The organism is Bradyrhizobium commune (assembly GCF_015624505.1).
Lineage (GTDB): Bacteria > Pseudomonadota > Alphaproteobacteria > Rhizobiales > Xanthobacteraceae > Bradyrhizobium > Bradyrhizobium commune.
Window position 1 is genome coordinate 7,277,814 of record NZ_CP061379.1, and the last position, 19,382, is coordinate 7,297,195.

Genomic DNA, 19,382 nt, shown 5'->3' on the forward strand with positions numbered 1-19,382 from the left:
CAGAGCCTTGTAGTGGTGGATTTCTCTAAGATTGGGCGGCGGCAAGCTGCTCCGCCATCAGGCGATGCAGCATGTTGATCGCCTTGAGCGGGCGCACCATCACCTTGAAATGAGTGATGCGGCCGTCATGATCGAAAGTGATGATGTCGACGCCGCTGATCTCGATGCCGTCGATCATGGTCTTGAATTCGAGCACGGCGCCGCGCTCGTTTGTCCATTCGCCGACATAGCTGAAGCCGGGACCGCCGAGCACCTTTTCGGCGCTGGCGAGATATTTGAAGGTGATGTCGCGGCCGCGCTGCGGGGGTGTGCACGACGGGGCTTTCGAACACGGCGTCGGGATGCAGCAGCTCCCGGAGCGCCTTGCCGTCATGAGACTTCATGTAGCCGTACCAGGAGTCGAGGCCGGTCATGTCGGATGCCTCCCTTGAAAGGCTTTTGCAAAAAACTCGAAAACAACCCCATGCACAGTAGCGCGTGGGCTAATTTCGGCGGGTCTCGCGCCCACCTCATATGCACATTGACGCATATGCATCGATGCGCATAAAGTCAAGTCAATTGGTCGGAACCTCAAAAGGGAGGCAGGTCACATGGCGCTGGGCGACGCAATCCTCGCATGCCTGACGGAACGTCCGATGACGGGCTACGAGCTCGCCAAGACGTTCGATTCCTCGATCGGCTTCTTCTGGAAGGCCGACCATCAGCAAATCTACCGCGAGCTCTCCAAGCTGCGCGACCGCGGCTACATCCAGGGCCGCGAGGTCGTGCAATCCGGCAAGCCCAACAAGCTCATCTATACGCTCACTCCGGAAGGCCGAACAGCGCTGCGGCACTGGGCCGCGCGGCCGAGCACGCCGCCCTCGATCAAGGACGATTTGCTGGTGCGGCTGCATGCGCTCGACAGCATCGACATCGAGCCGATCCGCACCGATCTGATGGACCGGCTGGAGCACCATCGCGACCGGCATGAGAATTACGAGCGGATCCTGAAGAAGCGTTTTCCGGACGGGACGGCGTCGGGCGTGCTCGACCTCGGCAATCTGCTGCTGCTCCGCCTCGGCGCGCGGCACGAGCAGTTGGTGGCCGATTTCTGCGAGGAGGCGCTGGACGCGCTGTCGGCGATGAGCGGCAAGGGCACGGTGAAGGGCACCGTGGTGCCGCTGGAGGACGGCAAGCGCGAGGGCAAGGGTTAGGCGCCTAGAACTTCGTCACGATCGGTTTGTCATCCCAGTTGAACCTGACATTGATGCCGGCGCGGACAATGTCGTCGGTCAGGCGGACGTCGCGGGTGATAGCGGTGAATGCCCCGATGGGGACCGCTGGATCGACGTATCGCTTGCTGCCAAAATCTGCGTGGACATATTCGAGCTTGAAGCTTACCGCACCCCAGGTATCGGTCCAGGCCGCCCATTCACCGCCGAGCCCGGCCGCTAGGCCGGTGCGGGTCTTGGAGTCCGTGACCTGGGCTGCCGGATTTGACACAGTCACCTCTGTGCCGGCGAAGGCGATGCCGGCGGTGCCATAGATCAGAAACTGATCGAGCGCGTAGCCGACGCGGCCGCGGAACATGTCGATCCATCGCTCTCGCGTGCTGCTCAGACCAGCGCCGTTGAAGGGCGGCAGATCCTGCGCGGAGCCGTGCTTGTTGGTCCACGAGGCGTCGTTCTCGAAACCCAGCACGGTCTTCTCGATCTGGAAATCGCAGCCAAAGGCCCCTCCCGCGACGCCGCCGGTGAGGTTGAAGGTACCCGTTATGGTGGGCCCGGACGCGTCGCCGGCCCGCGCAGTGTGCTCGCTCTTGCCCCAGCTGCCGCCGCCCTGGACGCCGACATAGCAGCTGGTCCACTTGAACGCAGCCGGCTCCGGCGCCTTGACCGGGGGCTTTGCCGCCGGGGCATCGGCGGCAACAGCAGGCGACGCCAGTCCGGCCGTCAACGCGGCCACGAGCAACCATTTCATGTCAGCAACAATCCGATCAGGCAGAACGCGCCGGTTGGGCGGCTCTCAATGCTGAGACGTGCGGGTGATGGCGGAGGCGAAAATTATGTCGGTGAGGGCGTGCTGTCGCCAAGGTAACGGTGCGCTCCCTCCCCCCGCTTGCGGGGGAGGGTTGGGGAGAGGGTGCTTCCGCAGCGAAGAACCCCCAAGAGGAGAGAGCCCTCACCCGCCGCGCTCTGCGGGCGCGTCGGCCTCTCCCGCAAGCGGGGGAGGCGGAGCAAGCCGCCCCCCGGTTCCCGACGCCCAACTTTAAGACACCGGCGCCAGGTTCCTTAACCCGTTATTTACCGTAACGGACAAAAGTCAGTTTTCGAGGCAGACGACCCGCGCCGAATTCGATTGTCTTGCAACCGGCACGCGTGGGGAGACTGGAGGCGCCGGGTGGGGCGCCGGAGTCGGAACCGGACAGAGTCATGAATTCGCGCGTATCGTGGAGTGTTGACGGCATCGATCCCTCCGTCCGGGAGCGGGCCGAAGCTGCTGCGCGTCGCGCCGGCATGTCACTCAACGATTGGCTGAACTCCACGCTCGGCGAGGCTGCCCCGCCAAACTTTCGCGGACCTTACGAGCAGCGTCAGGACCAACGCCCCGATCCGCGCGCGCAGCAGATGCCGAGTCAGGAAAGCCGCGAAGTCGCCGACATCCACCAGCGGCTCGACGCGATCACCCAGCAGATCGAACGGATCTCGAAGCCCGCACCGCGGCAGGACTCGTCTCGCGAAAGAGACGTCTCGCGCGAGCAGGGCGTCGCGCGCCAGCTCAACGACGCGATCTCGCGGCTCGATGCGCGGCTGTCGCAGATCTCGCGGCCCCAGCAGCCGCAACCGCAGCAGCCTCAGGCCCCACGGGCGGCACCGGTCGAGCCACGCCATCGCCAGGCCGATGCGGTCGAGCGCGCGGCAGCCCAGGTCTATCGCAGCTCGCCGCCCCTGAGCCCCGCCTCGTTCGACGTCGCGGTCGCCGAGATCACGGCGCGCCAGAACGAGCTCGACGGCTTTGCGCCGCGGCAGATGCCGCCGCGCGCTGCGCCGTCGATTGCACCCACCGCAAATCCCTGGGCCCCGCAGATGGCGACGCCCTTGCCGCCGATGGCGCCGCCCTACGCTCCGCCGCCACCGCAGGCGGGGCCCGATTTCTCGTCGCTCGAGCGCCATCTGCTCAAGATCACGAGCCAGATCGATGCGCTCCAGCGCCCTGACAATTCCGCGCAGGCGATCAACGCCTTCCGTTCCGAGCTCGCCGAGATCCGCAGCGCCATCACCGAGGCGATGCCGCGCCGCGCGATCGAATCGATCGAGAACGAGATCCGCTCGCTGCACCGTCGCATCGACGAGACCCGCTCCAACGGCACCGACGGCCAGGTGCTGTCAGGCATCGAGCGCGCACTGTCCGATATCAAGCAGGTGCTGCGCACGCTGACGCCGGCCGAGCAGCTCACCGGCTATGACGAGGCGATCCGCAATCTCGGCGCCAAGCTCGATCTGATCCTGCGCGCCAATGACGATCCGTCGACGGTGCGCCAGCTCGAAGGCGCGATCTCGGCGTTGCGCGGCATCGTCTCGAACGTTGCCTCCAACGAGGCGCTGGCACGCCTCTCCGACGACGTGCAGCTGCTGTCGTCCAAGGTCGACCAGATCACCCGCTCGTCCGGCCCCAGCGACAGCTTTGCGGGGCTGGAGCAGCGCATCGCGGCCCTCACCGCAGCGCTCGAAACGCGCGAGCGGCCGCAAGCCGCCGAGAGCACCGAACATCTCGAAAGCGCGATTCGCGCGCTGTCGGACCGTTTCGACCGCATGCAGGTCGGCAACGATTCCGCCTCGACATTCGCGCATCTCGAGCAGCGGGTCTCGTATCTCTTGGAGCGGATCGAAGCCGCCTCCGATCAGCGCGGCGGAAACCTGGGCCGTGTCGAGGACGGGCTGCACGACATCCTGCGCCATTTGGAGCGGCAGCAGGCCACCTATTCCGCACTCGCCGAAAGCCGCAGCTCGGCGCCGCCGCCCGATTCCGGCATGGTCGATCTGGTCAAGCGCGAGCTCTCCGACATCCGCTTCAGCCACGCCGAGACCAACCGCAGCACCCAGGATTCGCTGGAAGCCGTGCACAATACGCTCGGCCATGTCGTCGATCGCCTCGCAATGATCGAGGGCGATCTGCGCGCGGTGCACAGCGCGCCGCCGGCCCCTGCGCCGCAGCCGACGCCTGCGCCGATACCGATGGCTGCGCCGATGCCGATGGCTGCCGCTCCGATCGAGCCGGCGCCGATGGCGCGCGAGCAATGGCCGCAGCCACAGCAGCCGAAATACGATCCCAAGCCCGAGCTGCCGAATCCCGCCGCTGCACAACCGGCCCACTCCGCGTTCGTCGCGGCGCCGCGCGAATTCCATGCCGCCGCGCCTGCCGCGCCGCCGCCGGTGCCGATGGCGCCGGTGCCGCCGCGCGCGATCAGCGAAATCCTGGAGCCGCATACCGCGCCCGCCCGCGCGGCGATCGCGCCGGAATTGCCGCCGGATCATCCGCTGGAGCCGGGCACGCGCCCGAACGGACGCCCCGCCACGCCGTCGGAGCGCATTGCCGCGTCGGAAAGCGCGATCAGCGAAATTCCGGCCGCTGCGCCGAAAGAGCCGGTGTCGTCATCGAGCTTCATCGCCGCCGCACGGCGAGCTGCGCAGGCTGCCGCCGCGCAGCCGCCCGAAAAACCCGCCCGCGGCGTCAAGGCCGCGATCGCGGCGCGCGTCAAGGACAAGGGCCAAGGCAAGGTTCAAGGCAAGGTTCAAGGCCAGGAAGGTGGCTCGACCATCACCTCAAAAATCCGCTCGCTGCTGGTCGGCGCGAGCGTGGTCGTGATCGTGCTCGGCACCTTCAAGATGGCGATGAACCTGCTCGAGGGCGGCAGCGCGCCGCCGCAGGCGATGGAGAATTCGTCGAGCGCGCCCGCGCCGCAGGCTCCGCCGGTCGAGACCAAGCCGGCCGCGCCCGAGCAGGTGACGCCGTCGATGACCTCGCCGACGCCGATCGGCAAGCAGTCGCTGAACAATGCGGCGCCGGTGCCGGCCGCCAATTCGGGCAGTTCGGCCTCGGTCGAAATCCCGCCCGCTCCCGCCGTGGCGCCAGCGGCGACCAGCGACGTGACCGGCGCGCTGTCCGGCACGAGCCGCGCGCGGCTCAGCCTGGTCCAGGTGCCGCCGAGCGAAAAGCTGCCTGACGGCATCGGCGGCCCGGTGCTCCGTACGGCCGCCTTGAAGGGCGATGCGACGGCGGCCTACGAGATCGGCGTGCGCTTTGCCGAGGGCAAGGGCGTGGTGTCGAACTACGACGAAGCCGCAAAATGGTACGACCGCGCGGCACAGGCCGGCGTGGTGCCCGCAACCTTCCGGCTCGGCACGCTCTACGAAAAGGGTCTTGGCGTGAAGAAGGACGCCGACATCGCCCGCCGCTACTACACGCAAGCCGCCGAGCGCGGCAACGCCAAGGCGATGCACAATCTGGCGGTGCTCGACGCCGACGGCGGCGGACGCGGCGCCAACTACAAGAGCGCGGCGCAGTGGTTCCGCAAAGCCGCCGATCGCGGCGTTGCCGACAGCCAGTTCAACCTCGGCATCCTCTATGCCCGCGGCATCGGCGTCGAGCAGAACCTCGCCGAGTCCTACAAATGGTTCAGCCTCGCAGCCGCCCAGGGCGATGCGGATGCGGCCGGCAAGCGCGACGATGTCGCAAAACGCCTCGACCCGCAGTCGCTCGCCGCCGCCAAGCTCGCGATCCAGACCTTCAGCGCCGAGCCGCAGCCTGATGATGCCGTCAACGTCGCCGCGCCCGCCGGTGGCTGGGACGGTGGTTCGCAGGCCGCCGGAAAGCCCACGCCGAAGCCGGTCGCGACCAAGAAGTCGGCGTCGGCCGCGCGTTAGGCGCGGTCTCGCTCAGCTCACCTCGAACTACAGACCAGAGTCGTCCCGGCGAAGGCCAGGACCCATACCGCGTGATCCAACGAGTGTGGGCGGTAGGAGTACCGAACGACTGATCTTCGCCAAACTTCTCTCTGGGGTTATGGGTCCCGGCCTTCGCCGGGACGACATCGAGGCTACGGCGCCTCGATCACCGTCGGCACGCCGGGCTCCAGCAACCGCAGCCGCGGGCCGAAACCCAGCACGTCGAACGTCTTGCGCAGGTCTTCACTGTTCTGGCGGAAATGCGCCCAGCCTTCGGTGTGCACGGGCACGATCATCGCATCGGGAAAGGCGCGCGCGGTCTCGATGGTGTCGTTGGTGTCCATGGTGAGATGGAACGGCCCGCGCGTTTGCGCGGCGCCCGCAAACGGCATCACCACGCCGCATTTGAAGCGGCGCGCGACTTCGGCGACGCCGTCGAACCAGGTGGTGTCGCCGCTGATATAGATCGGGCTTGTATCCTTTCGGCTCGACGCCACCACGAAGCCGATGACGTCGCCGGACAGCGGCTCGATCCCGGCCGGGCCGTGGCGTGCCGGTGTCGCGGTGATCGTCAGCACATTGCCGTCGCGATCCCTGAGATGCGCGGTACCCCAGGGCGCAAGGCCCTCGACATGGCCACCGAGGCGCTTGGCGCCCGCCTCCGTCGTCAGCACCCGCTTTGCGTGCTTCAGGGATTCTCGGCCGGAATTGTCGAGATTATCCGAATGCTGGTCGTGGCTGAGTAGCACGGCATCGATCGGGCCGACCGCATCGGCCTTCATCGCCGGCCCGATGGTTTTCTCCAGCCTCACATGCGGCAGCTGATAGGCGCCGGGCGCATCGAAGGTCGGATCGGTGAGCAGGCGAAAACCGTCGATCTCGATCAGCGCGGTGGGGCCGCCGATCAGGGTGATGGAGATGGGCATGCGGAACTCCTGTTACGAGACCGACTTTGCAGGACGCGTCACCAGATAAATGCCGAGCGCGACCGGAACGATCCCGAGCAGATCGCGCGCCTCGACATGCTCGCCGAGCACGAGATACGCGAACAGCATGCCGAGCGGGGGCATCAGGAAATGATAGGCGCTGGCGGCGGTCGCGCCACACACTTTCAGGAGATGAAACCAGATCCAGTAAGCGAGGATCGAGCCGCCGAGCACGAGGAAGGCGACGGCGCCGATCAGGCTCGGCGTGACGTCGATGGCATGAACATCGGCGAAGGTCAGCGCGACCGGCGTCAGCACGATGCCGGCGGCGAGATTCTGCACGCCATTGCCGATCCACAGCGAGCCCTTCGGCGCGAGCAGCTTGAACAGGATGGTGCCGGCGACGATCGAGGCCAGCGAAGCCAGCGTGAAGACGATGCCGTGCAGGCTATCGGTGCCGACCGACAGGCGATGCCAGACGATTAGCGTCACGCCGATCATGCCGAGCAACAGGCCGGCCGCCTTGCGCCAAGTCATGCCCTCGCCGAGCAACAGCGCCGCGAGCGCTGCCGTGAAAACCGGATTGGCCGACACGATCAATCCGCCGAGGCCGGCGGAGACCGATTGCAGGCCGGTATAGCCGAGCCCGAGATAGAGCGCGTTGTTGGCAATGCCGAGCACGGCAAAGATCAGGGCATCGCGCCATGACAGCGACCAGTCGTCGCCGCGGATCAGTGTAGCGCCCAGGATCAGGATGCCGGCGAGCGAGAAGCGCGCGGCGAGCAGGATCAGCGGCGGGCAATGGGTGACGCCGATCTTGCCCGCGACGAAGGCGTAGCTCCAGAGCAGGCAGAACACGCCGATCGCAAAGGGCAGCGTATTGACGCGGCTGGGGGCCGCGGGAAGCGAGGTGGCGAGGGACATGGGGGCATTCTCCTAGGCCCTCGATCTAGGGAGGCCGCTTGCCATTTGGAAATTAAATGATTAACTGCCGATCAGTGGATTTATGAATGGAGGCGCCCGTGCTCGATCTGGAGCTTTTGCGCAGCTTCGTCTCGGTGGTCGAGGCCGGCGGCTTCACCCGCGCCGCCGAGCGCGTCCACCGCACGCAATCGACCGTGAGCCAGCAGATCAAGCGGCTGGAGGAGGATGTCGGCCAGGTGCTCTTGCACCGCGACGGCAAGGACGTGCGCCCGACAGAGGCCGGCGAACGGCTGCTCTCCTACGCGCGGCGGCTGCTGTCGCTTGCCGAGGAGGCGCGCGACGTGCTGCGCGAGCCCGACGGCGAAGGCGCGATCCGGCTCGGCATTCCCGAGGATTTTGCCGCCTATCGGCTGGCAAAACTGCTGGGCGCGTTCTCGCGCTCGCATCCGGGCCTGCGGCTCGACGTGCGCGCCGACCAGAGCAAGAACCTCGCCCGCGACCTCGAACGCGGCGAGCTCGATATGGCGCTCTACAAGCGCGAGGCCGGCGAGAAGGGCGCCATCGCGGTGTGGCCGGAGCGGGTGCACTGGGTCACCAGCAAAGCCCATCCGATCGACGTCGACGTGGCCTCGGTGCCGCTGATCGGCTTTCCGGTCGGCTGCCTCTATCGTGCCGGCGCCATCCATGCGCTGGAGAGCGCCGGCCGGCCCTGGCACATGTCCTATTCGTCATCGAGCCTTGCCGGCATCCAGGCCGCGGTCGCGGCCGGCATGGGCTTGAGCATTCTCTCGGAAATGTCGATCCAGGGAGATCATCGCGTGCTGACGGCGAAGGACGGCTTTGCGCCCATCAACCGGACGGAAGTCGCGCTGATGGCCGCGCCCGGCGCGAGTTCCGCAACGCTGCGACTCGCGGACCGGCTGGCGGAATTTTGCGAGACCGTGCAGGCGAAGGCGGCTTGAGCTTGCGGGATGTGTAGGGTGGGTTAGCCCCGAGGATTGCGCGAAGCGCAATCCTCTCGGCGTAACCCACCATGCTTCCGCAAATGCGGGACGAAGTTGGTGGGTTACGCCTTCGGCTAACCCACCCTACGAAGCACGCATCTCAATAACACCGCGACGCGGCAATCGCGTGGACACGGCGGTCGCCGAGCAAGTGCGCGACAAAGCCGTTCTTCGGGAAGATCTTTGCAAACGCCGCATCACGGATGCTGAGGCCGCCGGCATAGGCGCCGAAGGCGGGCATGACGGCGCGCATCCCGTCTGACGCAAAACAACGCCGCTCCATCGAACGGCCGCGCGCGGAGATTCGGGCCTTGGGATGCAGATGTCCGGCGATCTCGCCATGCGCGCCGGTTGGCTCGTGGCGGAAAGTGATCGGGCCGATCGCGACCTCGTCCGCAACGGTGCCGCCGAGATCGCGTGGCAGCATCGGATCGTGATTGCCGGAGATCCAGATCCAGTCGCGGCCCACCTGGAGCGCGGCGACGGCGTCGCGATCCTCGACTGACAGGCGCTCATGCGCAGTGCGATCGTGAAAACTGTCGCCGAGCGCGATGACGATTCGGGGATCATGGCGGGAGATGACAGCAGCGAGACGGCCGAGCGTCGCGATGGTATCGTAGGGCGGCAGCAGCACGCCGCGGGTGGCGAAGCTCGAGCCTTTTTCGAGATGCAGGTCGGAGACGACGAGCAGGCGCTGCTCGTCCCAGAACAAGGCGCCCGAGAGATCGGCCGCGAAGGTCACGTCGCTGATGGTGACCCTGGAAACGCGCATGTCCTCGACATCTCCTGAAACCAGCGCGCCTGCCGTCACGTCAAAACCTTATCCCATCGCCTCTTTGACGAGCTCATCGGCGGCTTCGGCCAACAACTCGTCCGCAGCTTCGCCATAAACTGACTCGCGGCCGATTTCCAGCATCACGGGGACGGCGAGCGGGGAGACATGGTCGAGTTCCCGGTGGGTGATGCGGCCCTGGATGCGGGCGAGCATGCCGCCGAGACGGCGCAGATCGAGCAGGCCGGTGGCGGCGTCGGAACGCGCGGCGCGCAGCAGGACGTGGTCGGCCTGGTGTTTTCGCAGGACGTCGTAGACGAGGTCAGTGGAAAACAGCACCTGGCGGCGGCTCTTGTCCTCGTCGGTGAAGCGGCGCGCGATCAGGCCGGAGATCAGCGCGCAATTGCGAAACGTGCGCTTCATCAGCGCGGACTCGGCGAGCCAGGCCTCGAGATCGTCGCCCAGCATGTCCGGATTGAACAGCGCATCGAGATCGAGCTCGCCGTTGCGGATCATGAAGGAGGCATCGCCGAGCCCCCAGATCGCCACCGCATATTCATTGGCGACGAAACCGAGCGGCCGGGCGCGGGCGCGCTCCAGCCGTCGCGTCAAGAGCATGCCGAGCGTCTGGTGCGCGAGGCGACCCTCGAAGGGATAGCAGATCAGGTAATGCTTGCTGCCGCGTGGAAAGGTCTCCACCAGCAGCTCGCGCACGCCGGGCACGCGCGAGACGTCCTTTTGCTGCGACAGCCAGTCGCGCACCTGCTCGGGCAGGCCATTCCAGGCGCGCTTGTCATCAAGGATGCGGCGCACGCGTTCGGCCAGATAAGTCGAGAGCGGAAACTTGCCGCCCATATAGGACGGCACCTTCGGGTCCTTGTCGTTGGCGCGGGAGACGTAGACTTGGTCCTCGGCCAAGGCTTCGTAGCGCACCACCTCGCCGCCGAACACAAAGGTGTCGCCGGCGGTCAGGCCCTCGATGAAATATTCCTCGATCTCGCCGAGGATGCGGCCGCCGCGCGCGATGGCGCCGGTCGAGCCTCCACCGATTCCTTGGCCGGTGGAACGTCCCCGCACCAGCCGCACCTTCAGCATCGGCTCCTCGACGATGGTGCCGACGTTGAGGCGATAGCTCTGGCGTACCTTTGGATTGGCGACGCGCCAGCGACCCTGCTTGTCCTGCTTGATGCGGGCGAAGCGCTCGTAGGTTTTCAATGCGTAACCGCCGGTGGCGACGAAATCGACGACGTCGTCGAAATCCTGCCGCGCGAGATCAGCGTATGGCGCCGCCGTGAGCACCTCGTCGTAGAGATCATCGCTCAGGAACGGCTCGCCGCAGGCGCGGCCGAGCACGTGCTGGGCCAGCACGTCGAGGGCGCCGGTGCGCAAGGGCGGCGTGTCCTGCGCATTCTCCGCAATCGCATCGATCGCGGCGCGGCACTCCAGCACCTCGAAACGATTGGCCGGCACCAGCACCGCGCGCGAGGCCTCGTCGAGGCGGTGGTTGGCGCGGCCGATGCGCTGCATCAGTCGCGACGACCCCTTGGGCGCGCCGATATTGACGACGAGATCGACATCGCCCCAGTCGATGCCGAGGTCGAGCGAGGAGGTGCAGACCACGCCGCGCAGCTTGCCGGCCGACATGGCCTCCTCGACCTTGCGGCGCTGGGCGACGTCGAGCGAGCCGTGATGCAGCGCGATCGCAAGATTGTCGTCGTTCATGCGCCAGAGATCCTGGAACAGCATCTCGGCCTGGCTGCGGGTGTTGACGAAGACGAGCGTGGTCTTGTTCTGCTTGATCAGGTCGTAGACTTCGGCGAGCGCGTGGCGCGCGCCGTGGCCGGCCCAGGGCAGACGCTCACGCGTATCCAGCATCTCGACCTGCGGCGCTGCGGCGCCGCCGGCGACGACGATCTCGGCGGCCGCTTCCTGGCCGCCGGGCTGCGGCACCAGGAAGCGGGCGAGCTGGTCGGGCTCGGCCACGGTCGCCGACAGGCCGATCGCGCGCATCTGCGGGGCGAGACGCCAGAGTCGCGCCAGGCCCAGCGAGAGCAGATCGCCGCGCTTGGACGTCACCAAAGCGTGGAGCTCGTCGAGCACGATGCGCTTGAGCGAGGAGAACAGGAACGGCGCGTCGTCGGAGGAGAGCAGGAGCGCAAGCTGCTCCGGCGTGGTCAACAAGATGTCCGGCGGATAGCGCCGCTGCCGCTGCCGCCGCGACACCGGCGTATCGCCGGTGCGGGTCTCGACCTTGATCGGCAGCGCCATCTCCGCGATGGGACGCTCGAGGTTGCGCGCGATGTCGACGGCGAGCGCCTTGAGCGGCGAGATATAGAGGGTGTGGAGGCCGGCGGAGCGTTGCACGCTGCGGCCGGTGGAGACCACCGATTTCGCCGGCGCCGCAGAGCTCAGCTCCACCAGCGTCGGCAAAAACCCCGCCAGCGTCTTGCCGGCGCCGGTCGGCGCGATCAGCAGTGCGCTGGCGTCCTCGCGCGCCTTCTCCAGCAGCGCGAGCTGATGCTCACGCGGCGACCAGCCGCGCGCCGCAAACCATTGCTGGAAGCGGTCGGGCAGCGGCGCGGCCGGCTCGGCCGATAGTTTGAGGATACGGGGCGGCACGGCATGACAGGTAAGCCGTGCGGACGGGTTCGTCGAGGGGGTGGCTTCTTCTTCGCCTCTCCCCGCCTGCGGGGAGTCTCGTAGGGTGGGCAAAGCGAAGCGTGCCCACCATTTCTACCGGGACACTCAGAGAGATGGTGGGCACGGCGCTACGCGCCTTTGCCCAGCCTACGGCACCTCGATCGCGGCCCCTTACTCCGACATCGGCGTGTCGGAGATGTCCCAGTCCTTGCCGCTGAAGATCGAGATGTAGAGTGTCTTCATCGGCGTGTAGTCGTCCGGCGTGTAGCTGTAGGTGACGCCGTCGAGGAAATAGGGCGAGTGGAAGCCGTTGAGGTTCGAGGCCTGCTTCAGCACGTTGGCGCGGGTGAGGTCGTCGCCGCAGCGGCGCAGGATCTCGCCCATGGTGACGGCCTGGCCGTAGCCGGCAAAGGCGATGGTGTTGTCAGGGTCAATGGTCGGGATGTATTTCTTGCGCAGCTCCTCGAACGCCATGACGTCCGGGTCCTTCTCCCATTTGGGCAGGCCGACCTCCTTGTTGTAGCGGATGGCGACGATGCCGGCGGCGTTCTCGAGCCCTGCAGCATTGAGGATCGAGCGGCCCGTTGAGCCCGCCGACAGCAATTGCAACGGCTTCCAGCCGAGCTCGGCGACCTTCCGGATCGACTGGGACGTCGCCTTGCCGGTGGTGATGTTGTAGAAGACGTCCGCGCCGGATTTCGAGAGATTGATGAGCTGGGAATCGACCGTGGGATCGCTGAGATCGTAGGTCTGCTCCATGATGACAGATGCGGTGCCGCCGGCATCGGCCAGCACCTTCTTGAACGGGCCGAGGAAGTCGCGGCCGAAATCGTCGTTCTGGTAGAGGATGCCGATCCTGGCGTTCGGTTTCACGGCAACGACGTGGCGCGCCAGGATGCGCGCCTCGGTCGGATAGAGCGGCAGGCCCGCCATCGTCCATTTGAACTCTTTCGGGTTATTCCACTTCGACGCGCCGGTGTTGAGGAGGAGTTGCGGCACACCCTTCGCGTTCAGATATTTGTGCACGGAGGTCTGCGGCGCGGTGCCGAGCGAGCCGTAGAGCGCCAGCACCTCCTCCTGCTCGACCAGACGCCGCGTCGCCTCGACGCATTTCGGCGCGCTGTAGGCGTCATCCATGGTGAGGAATTTGATCTTGCGTCCGTTGATGCCGCCCTTCTCGTTCAGCATCTGAAAATAGGCTTCGCCTATGCGCCCGAGCACGCCGTAGAGCGAGCCGGGGCCGGAATGCGGCACGGTCTGGCCGATCTTGATCTCGGTGTCGCTGGCGCCGGCATCGTATTTCTTCTCCGCAGCCCAGACGTAAGGCGCGGGCAGCACGGATGCGGCGATGGTGGCGAGCGCGGCGGCGCTGACATCGCGCCGCGATGGATTTGTCGTCATTGTTATTTCTCTCCCTGGTGCGCGCATTGTGCTGGGAACGCAGCGCCGCTCGCAAGTGGGAAGTCATCGCTTTGCGACGGAATGACGCTCAGATCGCAAGGAGCTAGCGCCTAGACTCAAGTTTTCTCGGCCACGACGACGAGGCCGCGCACCGGCTCGTTGTTCTCGTTGCGCGGCGAGCAGGGCTCCAGCGTGAGCAGCTTGAGCCCGGCCTTCGCGATCGCGCCGCGCGCATATTCCGCCGAATGGGCATAGCGCAGGCCTTCGCCGAGCACGATGCCATCGCCCGCATGCGTTTCCAGCGTGAAGGCGAGCACGCCGCCCGATGCGAGCACGCGCCTGGCTTCGCTCAGCACCGGCGCGAGATCGGAGAGATAGACGAAGGCGTCCGCGGCAACGACGAGGTTGGCGCTCGCGTCAGCCTTGCCGTGCAGGCCTTCGATCATGTCGGCGACCTCGAGCTCGGCATAGAGCCCGGTGGCGCGCGCCTCCTTGATCATGCCGGGCGACAGATCGATGCCGATGAAATGGTCGACCTGCTTTGCGAAGGCCGCCGCCGCAAGCCCGGTGCCGCAGCCGAGATCGATGGTGCGCTTGAAAAAGGCGGGCTTCTTCGCGGCGACGCGCGCGGCGAGCACCGCCTTGAAGATCAGCGACGGCGCGCGATAGCCGAGATCGTTGATCAGGGCGTGCTCGAAGCGCGGCGCGTATTGGTCGAACAGCGCCTGCACATAGGCCTTGGGCATTTCGGCGAGCTGCGCATCGCCGAGCCGGATCAGATGCAGGCCGGCACCGTGCTGGTCCTCGGGATCGGAGTCGCGGGCTTTGCGAAACGCCGCGATCGCCTTGTCGCGCTCGCCGAGCTGGAGGCGGATTTCGCCGAGCGTGAACCAGGCCGAGGTGAAGGTCGGCGCAAGCTCGATGGCCTGCTCCAGCAGGTCGGCGGCGGCGGACAGGTCGCCCTTGAGCTGGAGGTCGCGCGCGAACTCGAAACGGCGGTCGGCCATGAGATCGCCGGAGGTCAGGAACAGGCGGAGCGGCATTTTGAAACCAGGGAACGACTCGAAGAAGGCGCGGCGCAGCCTATATGACAAACATGCGTCCGCAAGACATCCTGCTGCCATCTGCTGCCGGCCTGTGCTGCAAGCCCGGCGGCTTCCACATCGATCCGGTCCGCACCGTGGAGCGGGCCGTGATCACGCATGGCCATTCCGACCATGCCCGCGCCGGCCATGGCGCCGTGCTGGCGACGCAGGAGACGCTCGACATGATGCGGCTGCGCTATGGCGAGAATTTCGCCGGCTCGACGCAAGCGATTCGCTATGGCGAGGAGATCCGGCTCGGCGACGTCAGTGTGAAATTCCATCCGGCCGGCCATGTGCTGGGATCGGCGCAGATCGCGGTGACAGCCAAGGACACCTGCATCGTCGCCTCCGGCGACTACAAGGACGCGCCTGACCCGACCTGCACGCCGTTCGAGCTCGTGCCCTGCGACGTCTTCATCACCGAGGCCACGTTTGGCCTGCCGGTGTTCCGGCATGGCGATGCGGCCGATGAGCTGAAGAAGCTGCTGGCCTCGGTCGCGCTGTTTCCGGAGCGCGCGCATCTGGTCGGCGCCTATTCGCTCGGCAAGGCGCAGCGCGTGATCGCGCTATTGCGCCAGGCCGGCTACGACGCGCCGATCTATCTGCATGGCGCGATGGAGAAGATCACACACTACTACCAGAGCCGCGGCATCGCACTCGGCGAGCTCAGGCCTGTGGCCGGCATGAAGAAGGCGGCGCTCGCCGGGACCATCACGCTGGCGCCGCCGTCTGCGACAGCCGACATCTGGACACGGCGCTTTCTGGACCCCGTCACCGCATTTGCGTCGGGATGGATGCGCGTGCGCGCGCGGGCGCGGCAGGGCGGCGTCGAATTGCCGCTGGTGATTTCCGACCACGCCGATTGGGATGGCCTCACCGCGACGATCGCGGCGACCGGCGCCGGCGAGATCTGGGTCACCCACGGTCAGGAAGACGCGCTGGTGCATTGGTGCAAATCACAAGGCTTGCGCGCCCAACCGCTCGATCTGGTTGGCTATGGCGACGAGGACGAGAACGAGACGCCGGTCGCGGCGAAGGGCGAGGCATGAACCGCTTCGCCGAACTCCTGGACCGCCTCGCCTACGAGCCCGGCCGCAACAACAAGCTGCGGCTGATCACCAGCTATTTCCGCGAGGTTGGCGATCCAGACCGCGGCTATGCGCTGGCGGCGCTCACCGGCGCGCTCAGCTTCAAGCATGCCAAGCCGGCCCTGATCCGCGATCTGATTGCGGCGCGCACGGATGAGGTGCTGTTCGGGCTGTCGTATGACTACGTCGGCGACCTCTCGGAGACGGTCGCGCTGATGTGGCCGAAGGCGGCGATGGCGGCCCACAACAACCCACCTCCTCCCACCCTGACCGACGTCGTCACCACGCTGCGCACGCTCGGCAAGACCGAGCTGCCAAAGCAGCTCGAGCGCTGGCTCGACGAGCTCGACGAGACCGGCCGCTGGGCGTTGTTGAAGCTCGTCACCGGGGCGCTGCGCATCGGCATCTCCGCACGCCTGGCGAAGACCGCGGCGGCCGCGCTCGGCGACAAGGACCCGCACGAGGTCGAGCTGATCTGGCCGGGTCTTTCGCCACCCTATCTCGATTTGTTTGCCTGGCTGGAAGGCCGCGCGGAAAAGCCCGTCAATCGCGATCCCGCACCGTTCCGCCCGGTGATGCTGGCGCATGCGATCGAGGATACCGATTTCGCCGCACTAGATCCCGCCGACTACGTCGCCGAATGGAAATGGGACGGCATCCGCGTGCAGGCGGTCGCAGGCGGCGACGATCGCGGCCACATCACGGCGCGGCTCTATTCACGCACCGGCGAGGACATCACCGGCAGCTTTCCGGACCTCGTGCCGTCACTGCGCCTGCCGGGCGCAATCGATGGCGAGCTTCTGATCCTGCGCGAGGGCCGCGTGCAAAGCTTCAACGTTCTCCAGCAGCGCCTCAATCGCAAGATCGTCTCGGCAAAGCTGATCAAGGAATTCCCGATCCACCTGCGCGCCTACGATCTGCTCGGCGATGACGAGAATGATCTGCGCGAGCTGCCGTTCGCGGAGCGGCGCGAACGGCTGGAAAAGTTCGTCAAGACGCTCGACGATCCCCGCATCGATCTCTCGCCGACCGTTCCCTTCGCCAGCTGGGGCGCGCTCACGGCCGCGCGCGCCGATCCGGCGAGCGCCGGCGCGGGCGAAGACGCCGACGCCGTCGAGGGCGTGATGCTGAAGCGGCGTGATGCGCCCTATTTGCCGGGGCGACCAAAAGGCCAATGGTGGAAGTGGAAGCGCGATCCGCACATCATCGACGCTGTGCTCATGTACGCGCAGCGCGGTCACGGCAAGCGGTCGTCCTATTATTCCGACTATACATTTGGCGTCTGGACCGAGAGTGAAAGCGGCGACGAGCTGGTACCTGTCGGCAAAGCCTATTTCGGCTTCACCGACGAGGAATTGCTCCAGATCGACCGCTTCGTCCGCCGCAACACCACGGAAAAATTCGGTCCCGTCCGCCACGTCGTGCACGAGGCGGACAAGGGGCTGGTGCTTGAGGTCGCCTTCGAAGGCCTGCAACGCTCGCCCCGGCACAAATCCGGCGTCGCGATGCGCTTCCCCCGCATCAGCCGGCTGCGCTGGGACAAGCCGCCGCGGGAGGCGGACCGGCTGGAAACGCTCGAAAAGATGTTGAAAGCTGAGGGGGCGGAGGTTGAAGCTTGAAGTGCTGCCGAAACGGCAGTGCGCGCTCCCTCTCCCGCTTGCGGGAGAGGGGTGGGGAGAGGGTGTCTCCGCATTGGGATGCCCCCAGAGGAGAGAGCCCTCACCCGGCGCTCCGCGCCGACCTCTCCCGCAAGCGGGAGAGGTCGCAGCCAGCCCGCGGCGCGTGCTTGCCCGAATTAAAACGCGGTAAGATGATTGACGGTCGGGCCGGGGTTCCCCATGTCCCCCGCCGTGACTTATAATCGGGGCGAATCCGCCCGAGGAGTTTGAGATGGTCCAAGACGTCAGAGATTTGCCGGCCGGCCACAGCGATGGCCTGCACCGCTTTCTCGGCGGCTCGCCGCTGGCGGTCGCGTTTCGCCTGGTCCTGCTCTCGATCCTGGTCGGCGTCGTGCTGGCCGCGATCGGCTTCGACCCCTGGAATATCCTCATCAGCATTCGCCTGCTGTTCCAGCGGCTGTGGGATCTCGGCTTCGATGCCGTCAACTGGCTGTGGCGCTACTTCCTGCTCGGTGCAGTCATCGTGATCCCGATCTGGCTGCTCTCGCGCGTCTTCGGCACGCCGCGCAGCCGCTAACGCCCTCTGAAACACGCGGCTGGCGCAAGCACGCCATGCCAGCCGCGATGGTGCATTCGGCGCAGGGGTCGGATACACGCAGCTGACATGCACGCCCCCGTTCATCCCAAAGTCGGCTCTAGCCAGGTGTTCGCCATCGCAGGTCCTGCGATGGTCGCGAACCTGACCACGCCGCTGATCGGCGTGGTCTCGACCACCGCGATCGGGCGGCTCGACGATGCCGCCCTGCTCGGCGGCGTCGCGATGGCGTCCGTCATCTTCGACTGCCTGTTCTGGCTGTTCGGCTTCCTGCGCATGAGCACGCTCGCCTTCACCGCCCAGGCGCTCGGCGCCGGCGAGACGCGCGAGCAGACCGTGATCCTGGTGCGCGGCTTCATCGTCGCAGGGCTGATCGGACTGGCGCTGATCGCGCTGCAACTGCCGCTCGCCGCCGTGCTGTTCGATTTGATGGGCGGCAGCGCGGGCGTGACGGACGCCGCCAAGACCTACTTCATGATCCGGATCTGGTCGTCGCCGTTCGCCTTTGCGAACTACGTCATTCTCGGCTGGCTGGTCGGACAGGCCCGCGCCAATCCGGCGCTGCTGCTCCAGGTCGTCATCAACCTCATCAACATGGCCGCGACGATTTTGCTGGTGCTGGTCTACGACACCGGCATCGCTGGCGCGGCGATCGCGGCGCTGCTGTCCGAGGGCATCGGCTTCGCCCTCGGCGTGATCGTCTGCCGGCGCTATGCTCACGGCGGCTTTGCCGTTCCCCGCGCAATGCTGTTCAACCGCGAAAAACTGATGCGGATGCTTGCGGTGAACACCGACATCCTGATCCGCACGGCTGCGCTGATCACCGTCTTCCTGTTCTTCACCGCCAAGGGCGCGCGCGCCGGCGACGTCACACTGGCCGCGAACTCCGTGCTCAACAACTTTCTTCTCGTCAGCGCCTTCTTCCTCGACGGGCTCGCCAACGCGGCCCAGCAGCTCTGCGGCCGCACTTTTGGCGCGCGCGATGCAAAAGGATTTGCCGACTCGACCCGCCTGGTGCTGCTGTGGGGTCTTGGCTTCGCAATGGTCGTCGCGGTGCTGTTCGCGCTGTTTGGGCCGAACCTGATCAACTTCATGACCACGAGCGACGATGTCCGCCGCGCCGCGCGCGACTTCCTGCCGTTCATCGTGCTGGCGCCGGTGCCCGGCGTGTTCGCCTTCGGCTTCGACGGCATCTATGTCGGCGCCACCTGGGCGCGCGAGATGCGCAATCTGATGCTGGCTTCCCTCGCGATCTTCTTGGGGGTCTGGTGGTCGCTGCAATCGTTCGGCAATACCGGCCTGTGGTGCGCGCTGATCGCGTTCTACGTCGCGCGTGGCGGATTGCAGGGGGCTAAGTATCCGGCGCTGTATCGGGCGACGTTTCCGAAACCGTAGCCCGGATGG

14 protein-coding genes and 1 pseudogene are annotated in these 19,382 nt (G+C 66.5%); 7 read left to right on the forward strand and 8 right to left on the reverse strand.

Going from position 1 to position 19,382, the window contains the following annotated elements; translation table 11 throughout:
- Nucleotides 1-25: 25 nt before the first annotated feature.
- Nucleotides 26-413 (reverse strand): annotated as a pseudogene (locus IC761_RS34155) (nuclear transport factor 2 family protein).
- 177 nt (nt 414-590) lie between these two features.
- Between IC761_RS34155 and IC761_RS34160 the strand changes: the two are divergent.
- Nucleotides 591-1,193 (forward strand): PadR family transcriptional regulator, encoded by a 603-nt coding sequence (locus IC761_RS34160; RefSeq protein ID WP_195800999.1) that lies wholly within the window; start codon nt 591-593, stop codon nt 1,191-1,193.
- Between the two features lie 4 nt (nt 1,194-1,197).
- Here the strand turns inward: IC761_RS34160 and IC761_RS34165 are convergent, their stop codons facing one another.
- Nucleotides 1,198-1,959 carry an outer membrane protein gene (locus IC761_RS34165; protein ID WP_195801000.1) on the reverse strand — a complete coding sequence of 254 codons (762 nt, stop codon included), beginning with the start codon at nt 1,957-1,959 and terminating at the stop codon, nt 1,198-1,200.
- A 452-nt stretch (nt 1,960-2,411) separates the two neighbouring features.
- Here IC761_RS34165 and IC761_RS34170 point away from each other — a divergent pair, with 452 nt between their 5' ends.
- On the forward strand, nt 2,412-5,903 hold the full coding sequence (locus tag IC761_RS34170; protein ID WP_195801001.1) for an SEL1-like repeat protein: 3,492 nt from the start codon (nt 2,412-2,414) through the stop codon (nt 5,901-5,903).
- Between the two features lie 173 nt (nt 5,904-6,076).
- On the opposite strand, the gene IC761_RS34175 is transcribed toward IC761_RS34170, so the two are convergent.
- Both IC761_RS34175 and IC761_RS34180 read right to left on the reverse strand, forming a co-directional pair.
- A complete protein-coding gene (locus tag IC761_RS34175) occupies nt 6,077-6,850 on the reverse strand; it encodes an MBL fold metallo-hydrolase (protein ID WP_195801002.1) in 774 nt (257 codons plus the stop codon).
- Nucleotides 6,851-6,862: 12 nt separating this feature from the next.
- Nucleotides 6,863-7,774, reverse strand: a complete 912-nt coding sequence (locus IC761_RS34180) for a DMT family transporter (RefSeq protein WP_195801003.1) — start codon at nt 7,772-7,774, stop codon at nt 6,863-6,865.
- A gap of 98 nt (nt 7,775-7,872) precedes the next feature.
- Here IC761_RS34180 and IC761_RS34185 point away from each other — a divergent pair, with 98 nt between their 5' ends.
- Nucleotides 7,873-8,736, forward strand: a complete 864-nt coding sequence (locus IC761_RS34185) for a LysR family transcriptional regulator (RefSeq protein ID WP_195804867.1) — start codon at nt 7,873-7,875, stop codon at nt 8,734-8,736.
- A 142-nt stretch (nt 8,737-8,878) separates the two neighbouring features.
- On the opposite strand, the gene pdeM is transcribed toward IC761_RS34185, so the two are convergent.
- The 4 genes from pdeM to IC761_RS34205 form a co-directional block, all read right to left on the reverse strand.
- Entirely contained in the window at nt 8,879-9,550 is a 672-nt protein-coding gene (pdeM, locus tag IC761_RS34190; RefSeq protein WP_195801004.1) for a ligase-associated DNA damage response endonuclease PdeM, read from the reverse strand.
- Nucleotides 9,551-9,598: 48 nt separating this feature from the next.
- Nucleotides 9,599-12,169 carry a ligase-associated DNA damage response DEXH box helicase gene (locus tag IC761_RS34195; protein ID WP_195801005.1) on the reverse strand — a complete coding sequence of 857 codons (2,571 nt, stop codon included), beginning with the start codon at nt 12,167-12,169 and terminating at the stop codon, nt 9,599-9,601.
- Nucleotides 12,170-12,361: 192 nt separating this feature from the next.
- Complete coding sequence (locus IC761_RS34200) at nt 12,362-13,591, reverse strand: ABC transporter substrate-binding protein (protein ID WP_195801006.1); 1,230 nt, start codon at nt 13,589-13,591, stop codon at nt 12,362-12,364.
- A 116-nt stretch (nt 13,592-13,707) separates the two neighbouring features.
- Entirely contained in the window at nt 13,708-14,634 is a 927-nt protein-coding gene (locus IC761_RS34205; protein ID WP_195801007.1) for a class I SAM-dependent DNA methyltransferase, read from the reverse strand.
- Nucleotides 14,635-14,687: 53 nt separating this feature from the next.
- Here IC761_RS34205 and IC761_RS34210 point away from each other — a divergent pair, with 53 nt between their 5' ends.
- The 4 genes from IC761_RS34210 (at nt 14,688) to IC761_RS34225 (ending at nt 19,373) form a co-directional block, all read left to right on the forward strand.
- Nucleotides 14,688-15,725, forward strand: a complete 1,038-nt coding sequence (locus tag IC761_RS34210; protein ID WP_195804868.1) for a ligase-associated DNA damage response exonuclease — start codon at nt 14,688-14,690, stop codon at nt 15,723-15,725.
- A complete protein-coding gene (locus IC761_RS34215) occupies nt 15,722-17,383 on the forward strand; it encodes an ATP-dependent DNA ligase (RefSeq protein ID WP_195801008.1) in 1,662 nt (553 codons plus the stop codon). Before IC761_RS34210 ends, IC761_RS34215 begins: the two co-directional genes overlap by 4 nt.
- Before the next feature lie 271 nt (nt 17,384-17,654).
- Entirely contained in the window at nt 17,655-17,960 is a 306-nt protein-coding gene (locus IC761_RS34220; RefSeq protein ID WP_195801009.1) for a DUF6460 domain-containing protein, read from the forward strand.
- An 87-nt stretch (nt 17,961-18,047) separates the two neighbouring features.
- Nucleotides 18,048-19,373 (forward strand): MATE family efflux transporter, encoded by a 1,326-nt coding sequence (locus IC761_RS34225; protein WP_195801010.1) that lies wholly within the window; start codon nt 18,048-18,050, stop codon nt 19,371-19,373.
- The last annotated feature ends 9 nt before the right edge of the window (nt 19,374-19,382 follow it).